Below are 18,029 nucleotides of genomic sequence, written 5' to 3'. Positions count from 1 at the left end.
CGCCGGCGCGGGCCGCCCCCGCGTAGCTCACGGGGCGGCCCGCGCCGCGGGTGTCGCCGCGTGGTCAGTTCCGCAGGGCCCACTGCTGGTTCTGTTGTCCGTTGCAGGCCCAGAGGATGAGCTTGGTTCCGTTGGCGGTGCCGGCGCCGTTGGCGTCGAGGCAGAGTCCGGACTGGACGCCGGTGATGGTGCCGTTGCTGTTGATGTTCCACTGCTGGTTGGTGCCGCCGTGGCAGTCCCAGATGATGGCCTGGGTGCCGTTGGCGTTGCCGTTGCCGTTGGCGTCGAGGCACTTGTTGCCGAGCACCTGGAGTTGCCTGGCGGCGGTGTGGGTCCAGCGTTGGGGGGTGCCGCCGGTGCAGTCCCAGAGTTGAGTCTGGGTGCCGTTGGTGGTGCTGCCGTTGGGTACGTCGACGCAGCGGTTCGACTGGCCGCCGACGATCTGGACGTTCTGCTGCGGGTTGGTGCCCCCGGCCGGCGCGTAGCCGGCGGCGGCGATGTTGGCCTGTACGGCGTCCTCGGTGGCTGCCGTCGGGTAACCCGAGGTCAGGACGCCCTCGAAGAAGGTGCCGCGGCCGGTGATGCTGTTGTCGCCACCGATGCCGAGCAGGATGGCCCCCTCCTTCTTCATCGGGTGGTAGCCGTTCGGGCGCGGGCCGTCGAAGTAGGTGGTCACGCCGCCCGACTGCGCGTTCGCGCCCCGGATCGCCCAGTGGTTCGGCTCGCCCTTGACCATGGCGGTCACGAAGCGGTGGTTGATGGACGCGATGTTGTTGTAGCCCGCGTTCACCCCGGAGAACAGCCCCCACTCCAGGTCGGCCATGATCCATGGGCCGCTGCCCGCGCCGTAGCCCCACTGCTTGTTGGCGCCGAAGTACACGGTCTCCATGATGGCGCGCTCGTCGGCCAGGCCGTTGGTCTGCGCGTTGCCGTAGTCGAAGCAGCACCACTGGTTGTAGTGCGTGCCGTCGACGACCGCGTAGATGCCCTCGGGCTGGTCGCCGGTCGCGACGCCGTTGGTGTTGTTGTTGCGGTAGCCGGTTCCGGGGGCGATGTAGACGCCGTACGCCTTCTGGCCGCCGATCGTGACCGGCGCCGCCTTCGCGTCGGCGAGGTTGTCGTACCCGCCCGGGGCGGGGCCGGAGAAGCCGCCGGGAGGCGCCTGGGTCAGGCGGTTGTTGCGGCCCGACTGGTCGTAGATGATCGTGATGACGCAGCTCGTGTTGGCGCAGAACGAGTCCTGCGTGGCGGCGTTGGCGTAGCCGCCCGCGCTCAGCACGCCGACGTCCCTGGTGGTGTTGTCCGACGAGCGGCGGACCTGGTAGAGCGGACCGTTGTACGCCCCGTACAGGGCCCGGGTGGTGCTGTGCGCGGCGACGCACGGGGTACCGCCCGAGGCGTAGATGTCACACGGTCCGGTCCCGGCGGCGCGGGCGATGCCCGGCGCGTCCGAGACCACGTAGATGCCGGCGCCGACGACGAGGGTGAGCAGGGTCCCCGCAGCGGCCAGTAAGCGACCCGGTCTCCGTTTCATCTGCATCGAATCCTTTCGGGTGGTGGGGCGTGGCGTCCCAGCGACGTCACACGTCATACCTATGAGATTAATGCTCATCTATGCCAATGGCTAGGTGGTTATGCTCGTGGGGCGTGGCATGGCGCGTCCCCGTGTCGGGGCAAGAATCGATTCGAGGACGATTGATGAACATCGGGGAGATCGCCCGCCGGGCGGGAGTGTCCCGCAGCACCGTCTCCTACGTGTTGAGCGGGAAGCGGGCGGTGTCCGAGGCGACCCGGCAACGGATCCAGGCGGTCATCGACGAGCTGGACTACCGCCCGAACGCCAGCGCCCGGGCCCTGAAGGAGGGGCGTACCCGCACCCTCGGGCTGGTGATCCCGCCGGCGAGCCAGCGGTTGACCGACATGCAGTTGGGCTTCGTCGCCAGCGTCGTCGAGGCGGCCGCCCGCCACGACCTCGACGTGCTGCTGTCCCCGTCCGGCGGTGACCACGACCGGTCGTTCGAGCGGATCGTCACCGGGCGGCGCGTGGACGGTGTGGTCCTCATGGAGATCCGGTTGGAGGACGACCGGGTGACGCGGCTGGCCCGCACGGGTCTGCCGTTCGTCACGATCGGTCGCACCGCCGACCCGCACGGGATGAGTTGGATCGACATCGACTACGCCGGTCTCATCTCCCGGTGTGTGCACCACCTGGCCGACCTCGGGCACCGGCACGTGGCCCTGGTCAACCGTTCCGCCGAGTTGGTGGCAGCCGGCTACGGCCCCAGCCACCGGGCGCTTGCCGGTTTCCGGGCGGCGGTCTCGGAGCGCGGCCTGACCGGCGTCGACGTCTGCTGCGGCGATGACACCGCCGCCGGGGAGATGTGCGTGGAGCAGCTGCTCGCGACGCATCCGGAGGTCACGGCGGTGGCCACCATCAACGAGGCGGCGCTGCCCGGCATGCAGCGCGCGCTGACCGGCGCCGGGTTGTCCGTGCCGGCGGACTTCTCCGTCACGGGGGTGGCCGCGCAGCACTGGGCAGAGGATTTCCGGCCGCCGTTGACGGCCGCCGACGTGCCGATGCGCGAGATGGGCGCGGAGGCGGTGGCGCTGCTGCTGGAGATCATCGCCGCGCCCCAGGCGGTGCCACGCCACCGCCTGTACAGCCCGCCCGTCTCGTTGCGGTCCAGCACCGGCCCGGTCCGGGCCCGCCGAGCCGGGCCGGCTACCCGCCACTGACCCGCCGCTCCTCCTGGGCGGCGGCAAGGATGAGGTAGCTGCTGGCCGTCCAGGTGTACGCGCGGTCCCGCAGCCCGGCCCCGGTCTCGGCGTCGAAGTTCTCCGCGAAGCCGGACTTCTCACACAGGGCGAGGAACCGGCGACTGATGTCGTCGGCGATCCCGGTGTGCCCGGCCCGCCGCAGGCCGTCCTCGACCAGCACCGTCGAGGGCGCCCAGATCGGCCCCCGCCAGTAGCCGTCGGCGACGTAGTGCGCCGAGTCGGTCGGTTCGGTGGCGAGCCCGTGCGTGGTCAGGTGCGCACCGATGCTCCGGGCCAGCGCGTCGGAGACCCGGGTGGGCAGGTCGGCGCCGAGCGCCACGGGCATCAGGTCGAGCAGGCTGCGGCTCGTCCTGCGTCGGCCGGTGTGCGGGCTGCGGGCGGTGAAGCGTTCGCCGTCCCACAGGTCCCGCAGCATGGCCGTACGGATCCGGTCGGCCTCCCGGGACCACCGCGCGGCGGGCTCACCCAACTCGGTGGCGAGGTCGGCCAGGCACGTCAGCTGCGAGACCAGGAACGCGGCGAGGTCCGCCGTCTCCAGGCCCCGGTCGCCGTCGAAGGTGGTGGCGTTGTCCCAGCCGCTGTCGTTGCCGTGCTGATAGTGCGGCAGGTCGTGCCCGGGGGCCCGGCGCGCGTCGAGCCAGAACCCGGTCCAGCGGGACAGCCGGTCGTACGTCTGCGCGAGCGCCGCCCGGTCCGGCGGCTGGGGGAGGCGCCGGCGCAGGTGGCGAAGCGCCCAGCCGTGGATGGGGGGTTTGACGTAGTTGTGCAGGACCTCCGAGTGGGTGACCGAGTCGGGCAGGGCGCCGGCCTCGTCCTGGTGGTCGAAGGGCAGGTGGAACTGGTGCCAGGCCAACTCCGGATCGCCGGCGGCCAGGGCGATCGCGTTGAAGCAGTGGTCCCAGCTCCACACCTTGTCCATCCAGTGCTTCGACATCAGGACGGCCGGCCGGGTGACGAAGCCCGCCGGGCCCACGGTCGCCGACCACAGCACGTACGCGGCCAACTCGGCGGACGGGGTGTCCGGACCGCGCCACGGCGCGACCGCGTCGACGAACGCGCCGAACTCGCCGCCACGGTCGTGGCACAGCCTGTCGAAGGTGGCGGACGCGGTGTACGGCCGGCGGGCGGTCGCGTACTCCTCGATCGCGATCTCCCACGGCTGGTCGCCGGCCAGGTCCAGGAACCGGTCCGCGGTGCCGAGCGCCTCCACGCCCCCGGCCCGACGCAGAGCGCCGGCGAGCACCGTGATCCGGTAGCGGCGCCCGGTCTCGTAGGAGGTGAACACGTGCGCGCCGTCGACCGGGTCGAGGTAGAGGTAGGTGCCGCTGAACGGGGTGAGGGTGCTCGCGGCCGCCGTCACCCGCAGCCCGAGTCGCCGGCCCCGGATCCGCAGGGTGTCCGGCCCGTCGTAGACGGCGTCGATCCGGCCGGGCCCGGCCCGCCAGGACAGCAGCGCGGGCGTGGCGACGACCGTGGCGCCGGGGACCTCGGGGGCGAGACGCAGGACGGGGTGCAGGCCGGTCTGGTGGGAGACCAGGTGCAGGTCGTCGGCGTACGTCTTCTCGGCTACCACCGGGGAGATGTTGAGCCAGGAGCCGCGGTAGCTGAACGGGATGTCCTGGATGGAGAACTCCGGACCGGACGGGGCGACGGTCATGGGTGGCGGTTGCCTTTCTGGTGCGGGTGGTCAGTCCTTCACTGCGCCGGCGGTGACGCCCGTCGAGACGTACCGCTGGGCCAGGACCAGCAGCACGGCGGCCGGGACGGAGGCGACGACAGCGGTGGCCATGATGGCGTTCCACTGCTGGTTGTTGTTGCCGATGTAGTGGTAGATGCCGATGGTGATCGGCTGGTGGTCGCCGCCGCCGGCCAGGGTCGACGCGAAGATGAAGTCCGACCAGGACCACAGGAACGCGAACAGGGACACCGTGACGACCGAGTTACGGCTGACCGGCAGCACGACGGACCAGAACGTACGTAGCCGGCCGGCGCCGTCGACCACGGCGGCCTGGAGCAGTTCGTCGGGAATTCCGGACATGAAGGCCGTGAAGATCAGCACCGCGAACGGCACGGCCAGTGTCGAGTCGGCCAGGATCAGGCCGGGCAGCGTGTTGAGGACGCCGAGGGTGAGATAGACGGCGTAGAAGCCCATCGCCATGATGATCCCCGGGATCATCTGCGCGATCAGCAGGACGAAGCTCAGCGCCGGGCCGCCGGGTGGCCGCAGCTTCGCCAGCGCGTATCCGGCGGGGGCGGCCAGGGCCACGGTCAGCGCCACCGTGCCGAGGCCGACCAGGAAGCTGGTGCCGAGGTACGGCAACTGCTGGTCGAGTACGGCCCGGTAGCCGTCCAGCGTGCCGTTGGTCGGGAACAGGTGCGGGGGACTGGCCCGCATGTCCTGGTCCCGGGTGAACGACACGTTGATCATCCAGTAGACGGGGAAGAGCATCAGCCCGGTCAGCACCAGGCCGACGGCGGTCTTCCACCAGACCCGGGGTGTGGAGGTGGTCATCGCAGGTTCTGCCTCCGCTGGATCCGGATGTAGACGAGCCCGGCGATCAGGGCCATCACGATGAGCAGGTTGCCGACGGCCGCGCCCGGGCCGAACTCGGGCAGCAGGTTGCCGAAGCCGAGTCGGTACGACCAGGTGGCGAGCGTGGCGGAGGAGTCGGTCGGGCCGCCCCGGGTCATGATCCAGATGATGTCGAAGACCTTCAGCGTGTAGATCAGGCCGAGCAGCAGCGTGATCGCGGAGACGGGACGTAGCAACGGGAAGGTGATGGACCAGAACCGTTGCCAGCCCGTCGCTCCGTCGAGCGCCGACGCCTCGTACACCTCGGTCGGGATCGCCTGGAGGCCGCTGTAGAGCACCACCAGGTTGAACGGGATGCCGATCCAGATGTTCGCGATGATCACCGAGGTGAGCGACCAGCCCGGCGAGGTGAGCCAGTTGACCTGGTCGACCCCGACGACGCCCAGTGCCGCGTTGACCAGCCCCGAGTCGCTGTTGAGCAGCCAGGACCAGGTCGACGCCGAGACGATCAGCGGCAGCAGCCAGGGGACGAGGATCAGCGCGCGCAGGGTGCCCGACAGCGGGAAGTGCTGGCGGAAGAAGAGCGCCAGTGCCATGCCGATGCTGAACTGGAAGGCGAGCGACGCGGCGGTGAAGACCACTGTGTGCGTCAACGTCGGCCAGAATGCCGGGTCGGTCAGGACGGTGCGGTAGTTGTCCAGGCCGGCGAAGGGCGCGCCGCCCTGCACGAACGAGCGGACGGTGTACTCGCGCAGGCTCAGCTCGACGTTGCGGTAGAGCGGGTAGGCGTAGAAGGCCAGCAGGTAGAGGGTCACCGGCGCCAGGAAGCCCCAGGCCCACCGTCGGTGCGACCGGCGGACGCGGGACGCGCCGGGCCGGGGTGGGGCGGTGTTCGCCGCCCCACCCCGGCCTCGCGTGGCGGTGGACTTCCGTGTCGTGGAGGTCATCGTGTCGGTTCGGCGCGCTTTACCTGGCCGTGGCCGCGGCCTGCGCGGCGGTCAGCGCCTCCCGCGGCGACTTCGCGCCACTGAGGGCCGCCTGCACGGCGGTCCACAGGGGCTCGGAGATCTTCGGGTACTTCGTGCCGAGGTTGTCACCGGTCCGCCCCTTGGCCGCCCGGACCGCCTCGACCCAGACCTTGAGCTTCGGGTCGGCGGCCGCCTGACGCTCCTGCACGGCGGCGACGGGTGCCACGTAGGAGAGTGTGGTGTCGGTGGTGAGCAGGTTGTCGGCGCTGGTCAGGCAGGCCACGAGCTTCTGCGACGCCGCGTACCTGTCGGTCTTGTTCTGCACCGGGATGGAGACGAACTCGCCACCGGTCGGCGCCGGCGCCGGGCCGCCAGCGCTGGCCGGGATCGCGATGGTGCCGTACGCGAAGCCGAGCTTCTCCGCGTTGGCCAGTTGCCAGGTGCCGTTCTCGGCGAACGCGTAGTCGCCGGTGGCGAACTCCTGCCAGCTCGTGGTCTGGGTGTTGTTGATGACCGAGTTCGGCGAATGGCCCTGCTTGAGCCAGTCGGTCCAGAGCGTCAACGCGGACACGGCCTGCGGTGAGTCCAGGGCGGTCAGCTGCGCACCGGACCCCCAGAACCAGGGCAGGAACTGGAAGCTGCCCTCCTCGGTGCCGATCGCCGAGAAGGTGATGCCCTTCTTGCCCTTGGCCTTGACCTTCGTCAACGCCGCGGTCAGTGACGTCCAGTCCTTGACCGAGGCCGGGTCGACGCCGGCGGCGGTCAGCAGGTCCTTGTTGTAGTAGAGGGCGAGGGTGTTGGCGCCGATCGGCACCCCGTACGTCCTGCCGTCGCGCTGGCCGGCGCCGAGCAGGTTCGCCTCCATGCTGGAGACGTCGAGCTTGTTCTCCTCGGTGGTGGTGAGCGCGCCGGCCTCGGCCAGTGTGGAGATGACCGGGTTGTCCACGATCAGCACGTCCGGCGAGTTTCCCTGCTGGGCGGCGAGCAGTGCCTTGTTGGTCAGGTCGGTGGTGTCGTAGCCGGTCCGCTCGACCGTCACGCCCGCCGAGGTGCCGCACTTCTTGAGCAGCGCCACCCACTCGGAGTCGTCGGCGAACTGCGGGTACGGGTCCCAGACGAGGTAGGCGCCGCCGTCGGAGGGGCCGTCGGTGGTCGACGAGCAGCCGGCTCCCGCCAGCGCGCAGAGTGCTGTCACGGCGACGGCGGCCAGGCGCCGTCGACGACTGAGTCCGGTCATCTGCTGCCTCACTTCAAGTCGATCGTCAGATGGGTGTGCGGGTGGTGACCGTCGCGCGCCGGACGTGGTCCGACCTGAGGCGAATCGATTCGACGAATCGGTTCGCACGAAGATAGGACTGCCCTCGCTCGGTGGTCAAGGGGGTGATCGGCCGCGAGGACGGGACGCCGGGAAACACCCTCGTCACCCGGTCGTCACTTCATTGACATCGTTCAGTGTCCGGTTCTACGATCCCTGCGAATCGATTCGCAAGCGCCGCCTCCGGAGTGCGTCCCCCACGCCCCACCAAGGAGCCGCCCGTGAAAACCCCGTCCCACGGCAGGCCAGGACGAGCCCGCGCGCTCGTCGCCCGACTCGTGGTCGGCCTGCTCGCCGCCACCACCTCCGTGACCGTCGCCGCGCCTGGCGCGCGGGCCGCCGACGAGTCGATAAGCGTCAACTTCTCCACGACCAGCGGCACACCGACCTACCGCGCGTCCGGCTGGATCTACGGAATGACCGAGAACGCCAGCGGCCCCGCCGACCACTTCTACCGGGACGTCAAGTTCCAGTACATGCGCGCCGGTGGCGCGCAACTGCCGGGCAGCGGCTGGGTCGGCGGCACCTACGACCGCCGGTGGAACTCCACAGTCGCCCAGGCACGCCGGACCGTCGCCCTGGGCGGTCAGTTCATCATCCTGCCGCACGACCTGTGGGGTGCCGACGGCGCCGGGATCTCCCGCTTCCCCGGCGACAACGGCAACTGGACCGACTACGACGCCTTCCTGACCCGGCTCATCAACGACGTCCGGGCGTCCGGGCTGTCCGTGCAGTGGGACATCTGGAACGAACCCAACATCACCATCTTCTGGAACCGCCCGATCTCCCAGTACCTCGAACTGTGGCGCCGCACCTACCAGCGCATCCGGGCCGAGTTCCCCAACCAGCTCATCGTCGGGCCGAGCTGCGCCTGCGTACCGTCGACCACACACGCCTTCTGGAACCAGTACCTGGACTTCGTCCGCTCGACAAACACCGTGCCGGACATCATCAGCTGGCACTCGCTGCCCGGTGACCCGGTCGCCAACGTCGCCGCCGCCAACGCCACCCTCGACCCGCGCGGCATCGCCCACCCCCGGCCGTATCAGATCAACGAGTACGGTGCCCCTGACGAACAGAATCCCGCCGACGGTGCCTGGTACATCGCACGGCTGGAGCGTGCCCGCGCGGACGGCCTGCGGGCGAACTGGGCCAGCGGCGGCAGCCTGCACAACGACCTGGGCAACCTGCTGGTCCGCAACTCGGCTGGCCAGCACCAGCCCAAGGGGGAGTGGTGGGCCTACCGCTACTACGCCTCACAGGCCGGGCAGATCGTCGCGGTGACCCCCAGCCAGTCGTACGACGCGTTCGCCACCAAGGCGACAGGCGTGGCGAAGGTGCTCATCGGCGGTGGGCGTACCACCGGGAACCTGACCGTCAACCTGCAACGCCTCGACACGACCAGCGGCGTCGTGCAGAACAACCAGGTGCGGGTGCTCACGCAGCGGATCCCGCACAACGGCGGCGGCGCCGTGCAGGGCCCCGTGACGGTCTCGAACAACGTGGTCACCCTGTCCAACAACAACGCCACAGTGACCGTGCCGTACACCAACCAGAGCGACACGTACACGGTCACCCTGCTGCCGCCCTCCGACGGCGGCTTCCAGTCGGTGGCCGTGGCCCAGCACTCCCAGCAGTGTTTGAACAACGCCGGTTCGAGCACCACCGACGGCACCGTCCAACAGCAGAACCACTGCGACGGCGGTGACCAGCAGCTCTGGAACTTCCGCCCGGTCGCGGGTGTGGCCAACACGTACACGCTGGTCAACCAGCAGAGCGGCAAGTGCCTCGACGTCAGCGGCGTATCCACCGCGGACGGCGCGGCCGTGCACCAGTGGACCTGCCTGAACGGCCTCAACCAGCAGTTCAGCCTCCGCAAGGTGACCTACGCGGGCAACGACTCGCACGACTACCAACTCGTGGCCCGGCACAGCGGCAAGTGCGTCGACGTCAGCACGATCTCCACTGCGGCGGGGGCGGCGGTGCACCAGTGGACCTGCAACCCGGTCGGCCAGGGCAGCCCGTTGAACCAGACGTGGCGGATTCTGGGCCGATAGCCCCCAGCAGGAGAGGTGTCGGCGCTGGCAGTCCGCACGCGGCCAGCGCCGGCACCCCCCAGCCATTCGTTGACTTCAATGTGAGCGTGAACATACGATCGCCGCGAATCTCTTCGTCGTCCCCACCACCGCCCGTGGCGCGTCGACAAGCCCCCCGCGCTTCCACGACCCCGAGGAGCAACCTCGTGCGAACCCCGTCCCCCCGTGGGCCAGGAAAGGCCCGCGAACCCATCCCGAGGCGCCAACGCGCCCGACGCCTGACCGCTCTGGCGGGCGCCCTGGTCGGCGTCCTCGTCGGCATCGGCGCCACCCCCGGTGCCCCGGCGCGGACCGCCGAGGCGGCCGCCGCGCCGATGGCGGCCGCCATCGAGCCGGGGCGCAGCACCCCGATCATCGGTACGGCGTCCGGCCGCTGCCTCGAAGTGCCCAACTCCAGCACCACCAACGGCACCCAGACGCAACTCTGGGACTGCAACGGCGCTGCCGGCCAGACCTGGACCTGGACGTCGAGCAGGCAGCTCACGGTGTACGGCAACAAGTGCCTGGACGCCTCGGGCCGAGGCACCACCAACGGCACGCAGGCGATCATCTGGGACTGCAACGGCCAGACCAACCAGCAGTGGAACGTCAACAGCAACGGCACCATCACTGGCGTGCAGTCCGGGCTCTGCCTCGACGCCAACGGCGCCGCCACCGCGAACGGCACCAAAGTCATCCTCTGGGCCTGCAACGGCGGCGCCAACCAGCAGTGGGCCTCGCCGACCACCACCCCGCCGCCGACCAACCCGCCGACCGGCGCACGCCCGTGCGACATCTACGCCTCCGGCGGCACCCCGTGCATCGCGGCGCACAGCACCACGCGGGCGCTCTTCGAGGCGTACGCCGGCAACCTCTACCAGGTCCGACGCTCGTCGGACAACACGACCCGCAACATCGGGCTCACGGGTACGGGCGGCACCGCCAACGCGGCGACGCAGGACTCGTTCTGCGCCGGTACCACCTGCGTGATAACCGTCGTCTTCGACCAGTCCGGGCGCGGGAACGACCTCTGGTACCAGGGATCGAGCGTGGTCCCCGGCTCACCGCAGAGCCGGCCGGCGGTCGCCACCTCGGAGTCCCTCACGGTGGGCGGCGCGAAGGCGTACTCGCTCTACATCAACCCCGGCAACAGCTACTGGCGCGACGGACACCTGACCGGGGTGCCGACCGGCGCGGCTCCCGAGGGCATGTACATGGTGACCAGCGGCACCCACGTCAACAGCGGCTGCTGCTTCGACTACGGCAACAGCGAGACGACCAGGAAGGCCGACGCCGCCGGGGCGATGGACGCCATCAACTTCAGCAAGCAGTGCTGGTTCGGCGGCTGCTCCGGCAGCGGGCCCTGGGTGCAGGCCGACCTCGAATGGGGCCTGTTCCCCGGCGGTAGCAGCTCCTGGAACCCGAACCAGCGGGCGTTCACCAGCAAGTTCGTCACCGCGACGCTGAAGAACAACGGCACGACCCGCTTCGCCATCAAGGGCAGCGACGCCCAGTCCGGCAGCCTCTACACGCTGTACGACGGCTCGCTCCCGCCGGGATACAGCCCGATGAAGAAGCAGGGCGCGATCATCCTGGGCAGTGGCGGGGACTGCTGCAAGCCCGACGGTGGCGCGAACCTCAGCGCCGGCACCTTCTACGAGGGGGCGATGGTCGCCGGCTACCCCAGCGACGCCACCGAGAACGCGGTGCAGGCCAACGTGGTCACCGCCGGCTACCGCTGACCTCCACGGCAGCGCCCGTGCGCCGGTCACCGCCTGATGGTGGCCGGCGCACCCGCGCGGCTGGTCAGGAGACCGCCGCCTTCACCAGCTCGACGACCCGCTTCTCCACCTCGGGGCTCCACGCGCGCAGCGCGTACGCCACCGGCCACAGGTCACCGTCGTCGAGGTTGGCCGTGTCCTGGAAACCCAGGGTCGAGTACCGGTAGTTGAACTTGGCGGAGTCCTGGAAGAAGACGACGATCTTGCCGTCCTCGTTCGCGTAGGCGGGCATCCCGTACCAGGTCTTCGGCGCCAGGTCCGGGGCGGTCGCGGTCACCGTCACGTGCACACGCTCGGCGAGCGCGCGATCCTCCGGCTCCATCTGCGCGATCCGGTCGAGGACCGCCTGGAGGCCGTCGGCCCGCTTGGCGCCCTTGCGGCCCTCGGCACGCAGCTCGGCGGCGCGCTCCTTCATCGCGGCGCGTTCCTCCGCGGTGAAGCCGTCGGATCCGGTCGTGGACGTCTTCGCGGACATTCGCGGGCTCCCTCTCTCTGGTGAGGCTCGGCGTGCTGCCGTCTACCTGGGAAAAGGCTAGGCCCGGCGACCGGCGGACGCTTCTTGATTCCTGATCGATGACGGGTGCGGCGCCGATCAGATCCGGAGAAATGCTCACGCGAGACGGTCCGTCGGTGCGTAGTGTCACCGGACGTGATGGATCTTGTGGAGCGGCACACAGTCCTCTCCGTGGTGGTCGGTTCGCGGGCGTACGGGCTGGACGGCCCGGAATCCGACGTCGACCGGCGCGGCGTGTACGTCGCACCCACCCGGGCGTTCTGGCACCTGGACAAGCCGCCCACCCACCTGGACGGGCCAGCGACGGAGCAGTTCTCCTGGGAGATCGAACGCTTCTGCGTGCTGGCGTTGCAGGGCAACCCGACAGTCCTGGAGGTGCTCTGGTCTCCGCTCATCGAGTCCGTCGGCGCGGACGGACGACAGCTGCTCGCGCAGCGGCAGGCGTTCCTGTCGCGGAGGCTCGCCCAGACGTACGGCAGGTACGCCCGGGATCAGCTCGACCGGGTGACCGCACGCCGGGAGCGCACCGGGGAGACCAATCACAAACAGGCCATGCACATGCTCCGGCTGCTGGTCGCCGGAGCGCACGCGCTGCGCACCTGGGAGATCCTTGTCGACGTGCGACACCTGCGCGACAGGCTGCTGGCGGTACGGCGGGGTGAACTGCCCTGGCCGGCGGTCACCGCGTGGGCCGCCGACCTGCTCGCCGAGCTGTCCGAAGCGGCCGCCGACAGCGTCCTGCCGGAACAACCCGACCGGGACGCCGTGGATCGGATGCTCACCGTCGTACGGGAGAGGAATCTACGGTGACCCTCGACGTGCCGTCGTGGGCCGCGCAGGCCGCCCACGCGCTGCCCCGCCCTCTGCTGTTCGCCACGGTCAGCGGGGCGCACCTGTACGGGTTCGCATCCGTCGACTCCGATCTGGACCTGCGGGCAGCGCACCTGCTGGCGCCCGAGGAGGTCGTCGGCCTGCGCACCGGGCCGCAGACGTTGCAGCACACAGGCGTACGTGACGCCGTGGAACTGGACGTGGTCAGTCACGACCTGCTGAAGTTCGCCACCCTGCTGAACAGTCGCAACGGGTACGTCCTGGAGCAGGTGCTGTCCCCGCTGGTGGTCGTGACCACGCAGGTGCACGCCGAACTCACGTCCCTGGCCCCGCGCCTGATCACCCGTCACCACGCGCATCACTACCTCGGGTTCGCGGCCGGGCAGATGAAGCTGTACACCAGGACCGGGCAGCTCAAGCCCGCGCTGTACACACTGCGGGTCCTGCTCACCGGAATCCACCTGATGCGCACCGGCCGCCTGGAGACGGACCTCGGCGTGCTCGGGACCCGCCTGGCGTACGTGTCGGACCTGATCGCCGCCAAGCGGGAGGCCGAGCACGGGCCGCTACCCGAGGGCGCCGCGCAGCGACTCGCCGTCGACGTACCCCGGCTCCGCGTCGAGTTGGAGGCGGCCCGGGACGCCTCGACGCTGCCCGGCCACGCCGACCCGACGGCAGTGACCGCGCTGCACGACCTGGTCGTCCGTACCCGACTGGGCGGCATACCGCCGGACTAGCGTCCGCCGGATACGCACAAGCCCTGGTCGGAACGTGTCCGACCAGGGCTTGTGGGGTTGTTCTACCGGCGGCGTCGCCGGGTCAGGAGACGAAGCGGGTACGGCGGCGGCGCCCCGTCAGGAACAGGACGGCGCCCGCGGCCAGCAGGGCGACCCCGCCGCCCAGCGCCAGGCCCGACTGGCCGGTGATCGGCAGCGATGGGCCGTCGCCCGCGTCTCCGCCACCGACGCCGCCGGCGGGGTTGACGACAAGCGCGGCGACGTCGTTGTCGGACGTCACGTCCGGGGTCGAGGACTTCGCCGTGACGGTCCCGGTCAGCTCCCCGGCGGTGTCGACCCGTAGCCCGAAGTCCCAGGTGACCGCCTCGCCCACGTCGAGCGGGTGGACGGCCGTCCGGCAGACGTAGCCGGCGTCCGCCTTCGCGCAGCCGTCCGGCACCGTCGTGACGGTGGTGCCCTTCGGCGGGGCGACGGTCACGGTGGCGGCGGGCTCGCTGATCCCGGAGGCGTACGCGGGGCCGAGGTTCTTGACGCCCACCTTCGCGGTGACCGTGGCGCCGACGCCGGCCCGGACCTGCCCACCGACGGCGCTCACGTCGGAGCGGTTGGTGCCCTCGACCGTGAGGATCACGTGCTGCGAGTCCAGGAAGACCGAATCCTCGGTCTGGGCGCCCTGTGCGCGCAGACCGTCGGACGTGCGGACCAGGCCGAGGGTGCCCTGGGTGCCATGGGTCGGCTTGGTGGCCCGGACCATGTCGAGGTTGTCCCGCCCGTCGACCGGAGTCGACCAGGTGAACCCGGCCCCGGCGACACCCGGCGCCGGCACCTGCGGCCGAAGCTGCAACGGCAGATCCTCGGACAGCCGGTACTCCTGGCCGGGGGCCAGTGTCGCGTCGAAGTGGCAGTACGCGGCGAAGCTGCCGTACTCGCAGTTGTCGTAGCGCTTCGGCACGGTGAACATGGCCTCGTAGTAGAAGAACATGTCAACGCCTGTGATCGCGTTGTCCCCGGCGTTGCGCACCGTGAGCGGGTTGGTGAAGACGTCACCCGGCCCGGCCTTCTTGCTGATGATCGGCCCGACCTCCAGGGCGACCTTCTCGCTGACGGTCACCGTCGACGTCCTGGTGTACGTCTGGTCCCGGCTGGCCACCTTCACGCTCACCTCACCCTCGTCGCCGACCTTCGCCGCGGCCAGCGGCCGGAAGGTGAGCGTGGTGATGCCCGCGAACAGGTTCTCCGAGGCGAGCGTGTCGAACGTGCAGGTGATCGTGGTGCCCGACTGCTTGCACGGGCCGGCGCCGTCGAACGTGAGCGTGGCCGTGGCGACACCGGCGAGCTTCGCGGTGTCGATGGTGACAGTCACGTCGTGGAGCGCGAAGTCGGTGTCGTAGTTGTACAGGTAGACGGACTGGGTCTTGCCGAAGGAATTAGGCACCAGCGCGGTGTGGTCGAGGTTGAGCTGCGTGCCCTTGGGCAACGCGACAGCGGACGGCGGCGCGACGGCGTTGGCGCCGAGCACGCCGACGGCGCAGGCGCCGAGCCATGCGGCGACCCGCAGCAGACGTGAACGATTCACTGATGTTCCTCCCCCGTAGCTGAACGGGGGAGATGGTAGCCGCTGTGATCCGTCCGCGGGGGGCGTCGGGACGACGGGCCGTCCTTCCTGGACGTAGGCTTCGGCCCATGTCCAGCTGGCCATGGCAGGGCCGGGCGGCGAACGTGTCCGTGGTGTTCGTGGTCGGCCTGGTCGCGCTCGTCGGCCTCGTGGTGCAGTCCGAGGGCGTCGACACCACCGCCGACTGGGTGGCCCTGCTTGTCGTGCTGGCGTCCTCCGGCGCGCTGTATGTGCGCCGCCGCCATCCGGTGTGGGTGGGCGTGCTGGCGCTGGCGGCCGTCGGCGCGTACGGGGCGTTGCTGCACCGGCCGGGGCCGATCATGCTGGTCTTCGTCGTGGCGCTCTACACGGTCGTCGACGAGGGTCACCTCGCGGTGGCGATCGGGCTCGGGTTCGCCTCGGTGGTCGCCTTCGCCGTCGCGGACGGCGGCAACCGTGTCGGGCCCGACTCCAACGGTGCGACGCTGCTGCACGCCGGCTGGCTCGTCGCGGTCATCGTCGGCGTGACACGCAACCGCCGGGCGTACGTCGCGGAGGCGCAGGCCCGGGTGCTCGAAGCGGAGCAGAGCATGCGGGAGGAGGCCCGTCGGCGGGCCACCGAGGAACGGTTGCGCATCGCGCGTGAACTGCACGACGCGCTCGGACACCACCTCTCGCTGATCAACGTGCAGGCCAGCGCCGCGCTGCACCGTCCGGATCCCACCCGGTCCGTGCAGGCCCTCACCGCGATCAAGCAGACGAGCAAAGAGACGCTGCGCGAGTTGCGCGCGACGTTGGACGTCCTGCGGCAGGAGAGCGAGACACCCACCGCGGCACCCGGCCTGAACCGTCTCGACGAACTGGTCAGCGTGGCCGGAGGGTCCGGGTTGACGATCCGTGTCGACGTGACCGAGACCCGGCCGTTGCCGCCGGAGGTCGACCTGGCGGTGTACCGGATCGTCCAGGAAGCGCTCACCAACGTGGCCCGGCACGCGAGCGCGAGCGCCGCCGTGGTCCGGGTCCGGCCCGAGGGGGACGACGTGCTGGTCGAGGTCGACGACGACGGCACCGGGTCACCCGGGCCGCCCGGCAACGGGATCATCGGCATGGGCGAGCGCGCACGGTCGCTCGGCGGTTCGCTGACCGCGCGCCCGGGGCCGGACGGCGGCTTTCGGGTGCGGGCCCGCCTCCCGCTGCGACCCGGCGATGTGCCGGCGGGGGCGTCGGTGTGATCCGGGTGCTGCTCGCCGACGACCAGACCCTGGTCCGTGCCGGCTTCCGGTCCATTCTGGAGGGTGAGGACGGCATCGAGGTGGTCGGTGAGGCCGCCGACGGCGCCGAGGCGGTTCGTCTCGCCCGCTGGTCGCGGCCGGACGTCGTCCTGATGGACATCCGTATGCCCGGGCTGGACGGCCTGGCGGCGACCCGCGAGATCACCGCGCACTCCGAGATCCGGGTGATCATCCTGACCACGTTCGACCTGGACGACTACGTCTACGGCGCGCTGCGGGCCGGCGCGAGCGGTTTCCTGGTCAAGGACACCGAGCCGGCGGAGCTGATCCACGGAGTGCGGGTGGTGGCCCGTGGTGACGCGCTGATCGCGCCGTCGATCACGCGCCGGCTGATCTCCGAATTCGCCGCCCGGGCCCGGCACCCGGACCCGGGCCCACGGCTGAACGCGCTCACCGACCGGGAACGCGAGGTCATGGCGCTGGTCGCGGCCGGCCTGTCCAATGACGAGATCGCGGCGCGACTGGTGTTGAGCCCGGCCACCGCCAAGACGCACGTCAGCCGGATCATGACCAAGGCGGGGGTCCGGGACCGGGCCCAGTTGGTGATCCTCGCCTACGAGTCCGGTCTGACCGTTCCCGGATGGCTCACCCGCGACCCCCCGTGACCTGGCCGCCGGTCCCGCTCAACCGGCGCGCCGGGAGCGGGCCAGCGCCAAACCGCCGAGGGCGATGCTGACCAGGCCGACCACCAGAGCGACATAGGCGCCGCCACGTCCGTTGCCGGTGCCGATGCCACTGTCGGAGGTGGCCACGACGATGCCGCCGAGGACGACACCGATCAGCCCGGCCGTCACGGACACGGCCGGTCGGAGCCGCGCGTTGCCGGCACCGGTGGCGGGGCGGGCCAACGCGAGCCCTCCGACGACCACGCCGATCAGCCCCAGCACAGCGGCCACGGAGGCGCCGAGCCGCCCGGCGCTCATCGTGGTGACGCTGGCGGCGGCGAGCAGGTGAGTGTCGTACATGGCGGTTTCCCTTCGCTCACGGACGGATGCCCTGGCAGCGTATGGAGCCGTAGGGTCACCGGTCGTCATGCCGGAGTTGTCGATGGGCGTACCACCTCGGATGTACGGATGCGACACGACGCACCACCCGGGTTGCGGCCCGCACACGCGAACGCCGCCGCCGGCCCAACGTCGACCGGCGGCGGCGCAAAGCAGCGCTCAGGAGTACGGAAGCCGCAGGACCGACTGGTTGCCGATGCCCACCGTGCTGGGGTTGCTGCCGATCGCCGACCAGACCTCCACCCGGACCGTGCCGTTGCTCAGCGCGCCAAACGTTCCGGTGGCCGAGGCGAGGCCGGCGGCCTGGGTGTAGTGCTCGTAGCCGGAGACCGGGTCGGTGGCGAAGTACCGCCACGTCTCGGTCCGGTCCCAGCTGCCGTTGCCGGTCAGGTCGTAGGAGACCCGCACCTGCACGCCGTTGCCGACGGCCGTGCCGGCATCGACGAACAGGTCGAACGCGGTAGGCGCGCCCGAGTAGGCGAGGTTGAGCCCGGTCGCCGTGAAGACCTGCGCGTTGGTCGGCGTACCGTCGTGGTTTCCGTTGGCGGCCGCGACAGTGGTCGTGGCCGCGCTACCGGCGGTGCCCAGCTGGCTCTTATACACATCT

At 70.5% G+C, this 18,029-nt stretch carries 15 protein-coding genes and 1 pseudogene; 7 read left to right on the top strand and 9 right to left on the bottom strand.

The genetic code is table 11. The features are described 5' to 3' along the window. Window positions 1–64: 64 nt before the first annotated feature. The gene (locus FHG89_RS18620; RefSeq protein ID WP_139585665.1) at window positions 65–1,540 is read right to left on the bottom strand and encodes an arabinofuranosidase catalytic domain-containing protein; all 1,476 of its coding nucleotides are present in this window, start codon (window positions 1,538–1,540) and stop codon (window positions 65–67) included. Between the two features lie 158 nt (window positions 1,541–1,698). On the opposite strand from FHG89_RS18620, the gene FHG89_RS18615 reads away from it, so the two are divergent. Next, window positions 1,699–2,736: a LacI family DNA-binding transcriptional regulator gene (locus FHG89_RS18615; RefSeq protein ID WP_139585664.1), complete on the top strand. Its 1,038-nt coding sequence runs from the start codon at window positions 1,699–1,701 to the stop codon at window positions 2,734–2,736. Here FHG89_RS18615 and FHG89_RS18610 read toward each other — a convergent pair. Genes FHG89_RS18610 through FHG89_RS18595 form a run of 4 tightly spaced genes read right to left on the bottom strand, consistent with a single transcriptional unit; the run spans window position 2,723 to window position 7,516 of the window. Then, window positions 2,723–4,435, bottom strand: a complete 1,713-nt coding sequence (locus FHG89_RS18610; protein WP_139585663.1) for an amylo-alpha-1,6-glucosidase — start codon at window positions 4,433–4,435, stop codon at window positions 2,723–2,725. The genes FHG89_RS18615 and FHG89_RS18610 overlap by 14 nt on opposite strands. 30 nt (window positions 4,436–4,465) lie before the next feature. Continuing rightward, the gene (locus FHG89_RS18605; RefSeq protein WP_139585662.1) at window positions 4,466–5,290 is read right to left on the bottom strand and encodes a carbohydrate ABC transporter permease; all 825 of its coding nucleotides are present in this window, start codon (window positions 5,288–5,290) and stop codon (window positions 4,466–4,468) included. Further along, window positions 5,287–6,258, bottom strand: coding sequence for a carbohydrate ABC transporter permease (locus tag FHG89_RS18600; protein WP_139585661.1), 972 nt, complete (start codon window positions 6,256–6,258; stop codon window positions 5,287–5,289). Before FHG89_RS18600 ends, FHG89_RS18605 begins: the two co-directional genes overlap by 4 nt. 19 nt (window positions 6,259–6,277) lie before the next feature. Further along, window positions 6,278–7,516 (bottom strand): sugar ABC transporter substrate-binding protein, encoded by a 1,239-nt coding sequence (locus tag FHG89_RS18595; RefSeq protein ID WP_139585660.1) that lies wholly within the window; start codon window positions 7,514–7,516, stop codon window positions 6,278–6,280. A gap of 299 nt (window positions 7,517–7,815) precedes the next feature. On the opposite strand from FHG89_RS18595, the gene FHG89_RS18590 reads away from it, so the two are divergent. Then, window positions 7,816–9,651: an RICIN domain-containing protein gene (locus FHG89_RS18590; protein WP_139585659.1), complete on the top strand. Its 1,836-nt coding sequence runs from the start codon at window positions 7,816–7,818 to the stop codon at window positions 9,649–9,651. A 185-nt stretch (window positions 9,652–9,836) separates the two neighbouring features. Beyond that, window positions 9,837–11,411 (top strand): arabinofuranosidase catalytic domain-containing protein, encoded by a 1,575-nt coding sequence (locus FHG89_RS18585; protein ID WP_208761015.1) that lies wholly within the window; start codon window positions 9,837–9,839, stop codon window positions 11,409–11,411. Window positions 11,412–11,475: 64 nt separating this feature from the next. On the opposite strand, the gene FHG89_RS18580 is transcribed toward FHG89_RS18585, so the two are convergent. Continuing rightward, window positions 11,476–11,925, bottom strand: coding sequence for an iron chaperone (locus FHG89_RS18580; protein ID WP_139585658.1), 450 nt, complete (start codon window positions 11,923–11,925; stop codon window positions 11,476–11,478). Window positions 11,926–12,099: 174 nt separating this feature from the next. On the opposite strand from FHG89_RS18580, the gene FHG89_RS18575 reads away from it, so the two are divergent. Both FHG89_RS18575 and FHG89_RS18570 read left to right on the top strand, forming a co-directional pair. Beyond that, window positions 12,100–12,774 (top strand): nucleotidyltransferase domain-containing protein, encoded by a 675-nt coding sequence (locus tag FHG89_RS18575; protein ID WP_139585657.1) that lies wholly within the window; start codon window positions 12,100–12,102, stop codon window positions 12,772–12,774. Continuing rightward, window positions 12,771–13,532: a nucleotidyltransferase domain-containing protein gene (locus FHG89_RS18570; RefSeq protein ID WP_139585656.1), complete on the top strand. Its 762-nt coding sequence runs from the start codon at window positions 12,771–12,773 to the stop codon at window positions 13,530–13,532. The genes FHG89_RS18575 and FHG89_RS18570 overlap by 4 nt, the downstream gene beginning before the upstream one ends. Before the next feature lie 82 nt (window positions 13,533–13,614). On the opposite strand, the gene FHG89_RS18565 is transcribed toward FHG89_RS18570, so the two are convergent. Then, window positions 13,615–15,108 (bottom strand): DUF11 domain-containing protein, encoded by a 1,494-nt coding sequence (locus tag FHG89_RS18565; protein WP_139585655.1) that lies wholly within the window; start codon window positions 15,106–15,108, stop codon window positions 13,615–13,617. Window positions 15,109–15,215: 107 nt separating this feature from the next. On the opposite strand from FHG89_RS18565, the gene FHG89_RS18560 reads away from it, so the two are divergent. Both FHG89_RS18560 and FHG89_RS18555 read left to right on the top strand, forming a co-directional pair. Further along, window positions 15,216–16,358 carry a sensor histidine kinase gene (locus tag FHG89_RS18560; RefSeq protein WP_139585654.1) on the top strand — a complete coding sequence of 381 codons (1,143 nt, stop codon included), beginning with the start codon at window positions 15,216–15,218 and terminating at the stop codon, window positions 16,356–16,358. Next, window positions 16,355–17,023 carry a response regulator gene (locus FHG89_RS18555; RefSeq protein WP_139585653.1) on the top strand — a complete coding sequence of 223 codons (669 nt, stop codon included), beginning with the start codon at window positions 16,355–16,357 and terminating at the stop codon, window positions 17,021–17,023. Before FHG89_RS18560 ends, FHG89_RS18555 begins: the two co-directional genes overlap by 4 nt. 18 nt (window positions 17,024–17,041) lie before the next feature. Here FHG89_RS18555 and FHG89_RS18550 read toward each other — a convergent pair whose 3' ends face one another. Both FHG89_RS18550 and FHG89_RS18545 read right to left on the bottom strand, forming a co-directional pair. Beyond that, on the bottom strand, window positions 17,042–17,383 hold the full coding sequence (locus tag FHG89_RS18550) for a DUF6223 family protein (protein WP_139585652.1): 342 nt from the start codon (window positions 17,381–17,383) through the stop codon (window positions 17,042–17,044). Between the two features lie 198 nt (window positions 17,384–17,581). Further along, a pseudogene (locus tag FHG89_RS18545) lies at window positions 17,582–18,029 on the bottom strand (glycosyl hydrolase); the annotation flags it as partial.

Source organism: Micromonospora orduensis, from assembly GCF_006228125.1.
Taxonomy (GTDB): Bacteria; Actinomycetota; Actinomycetes; order Mycobacteriales; family Micromonosporaceae; genus Micromonospora; species Micromonospora orduensis.
This window is presented reverse-complemented; position numbering and strand designations above follow the sequence as displayed.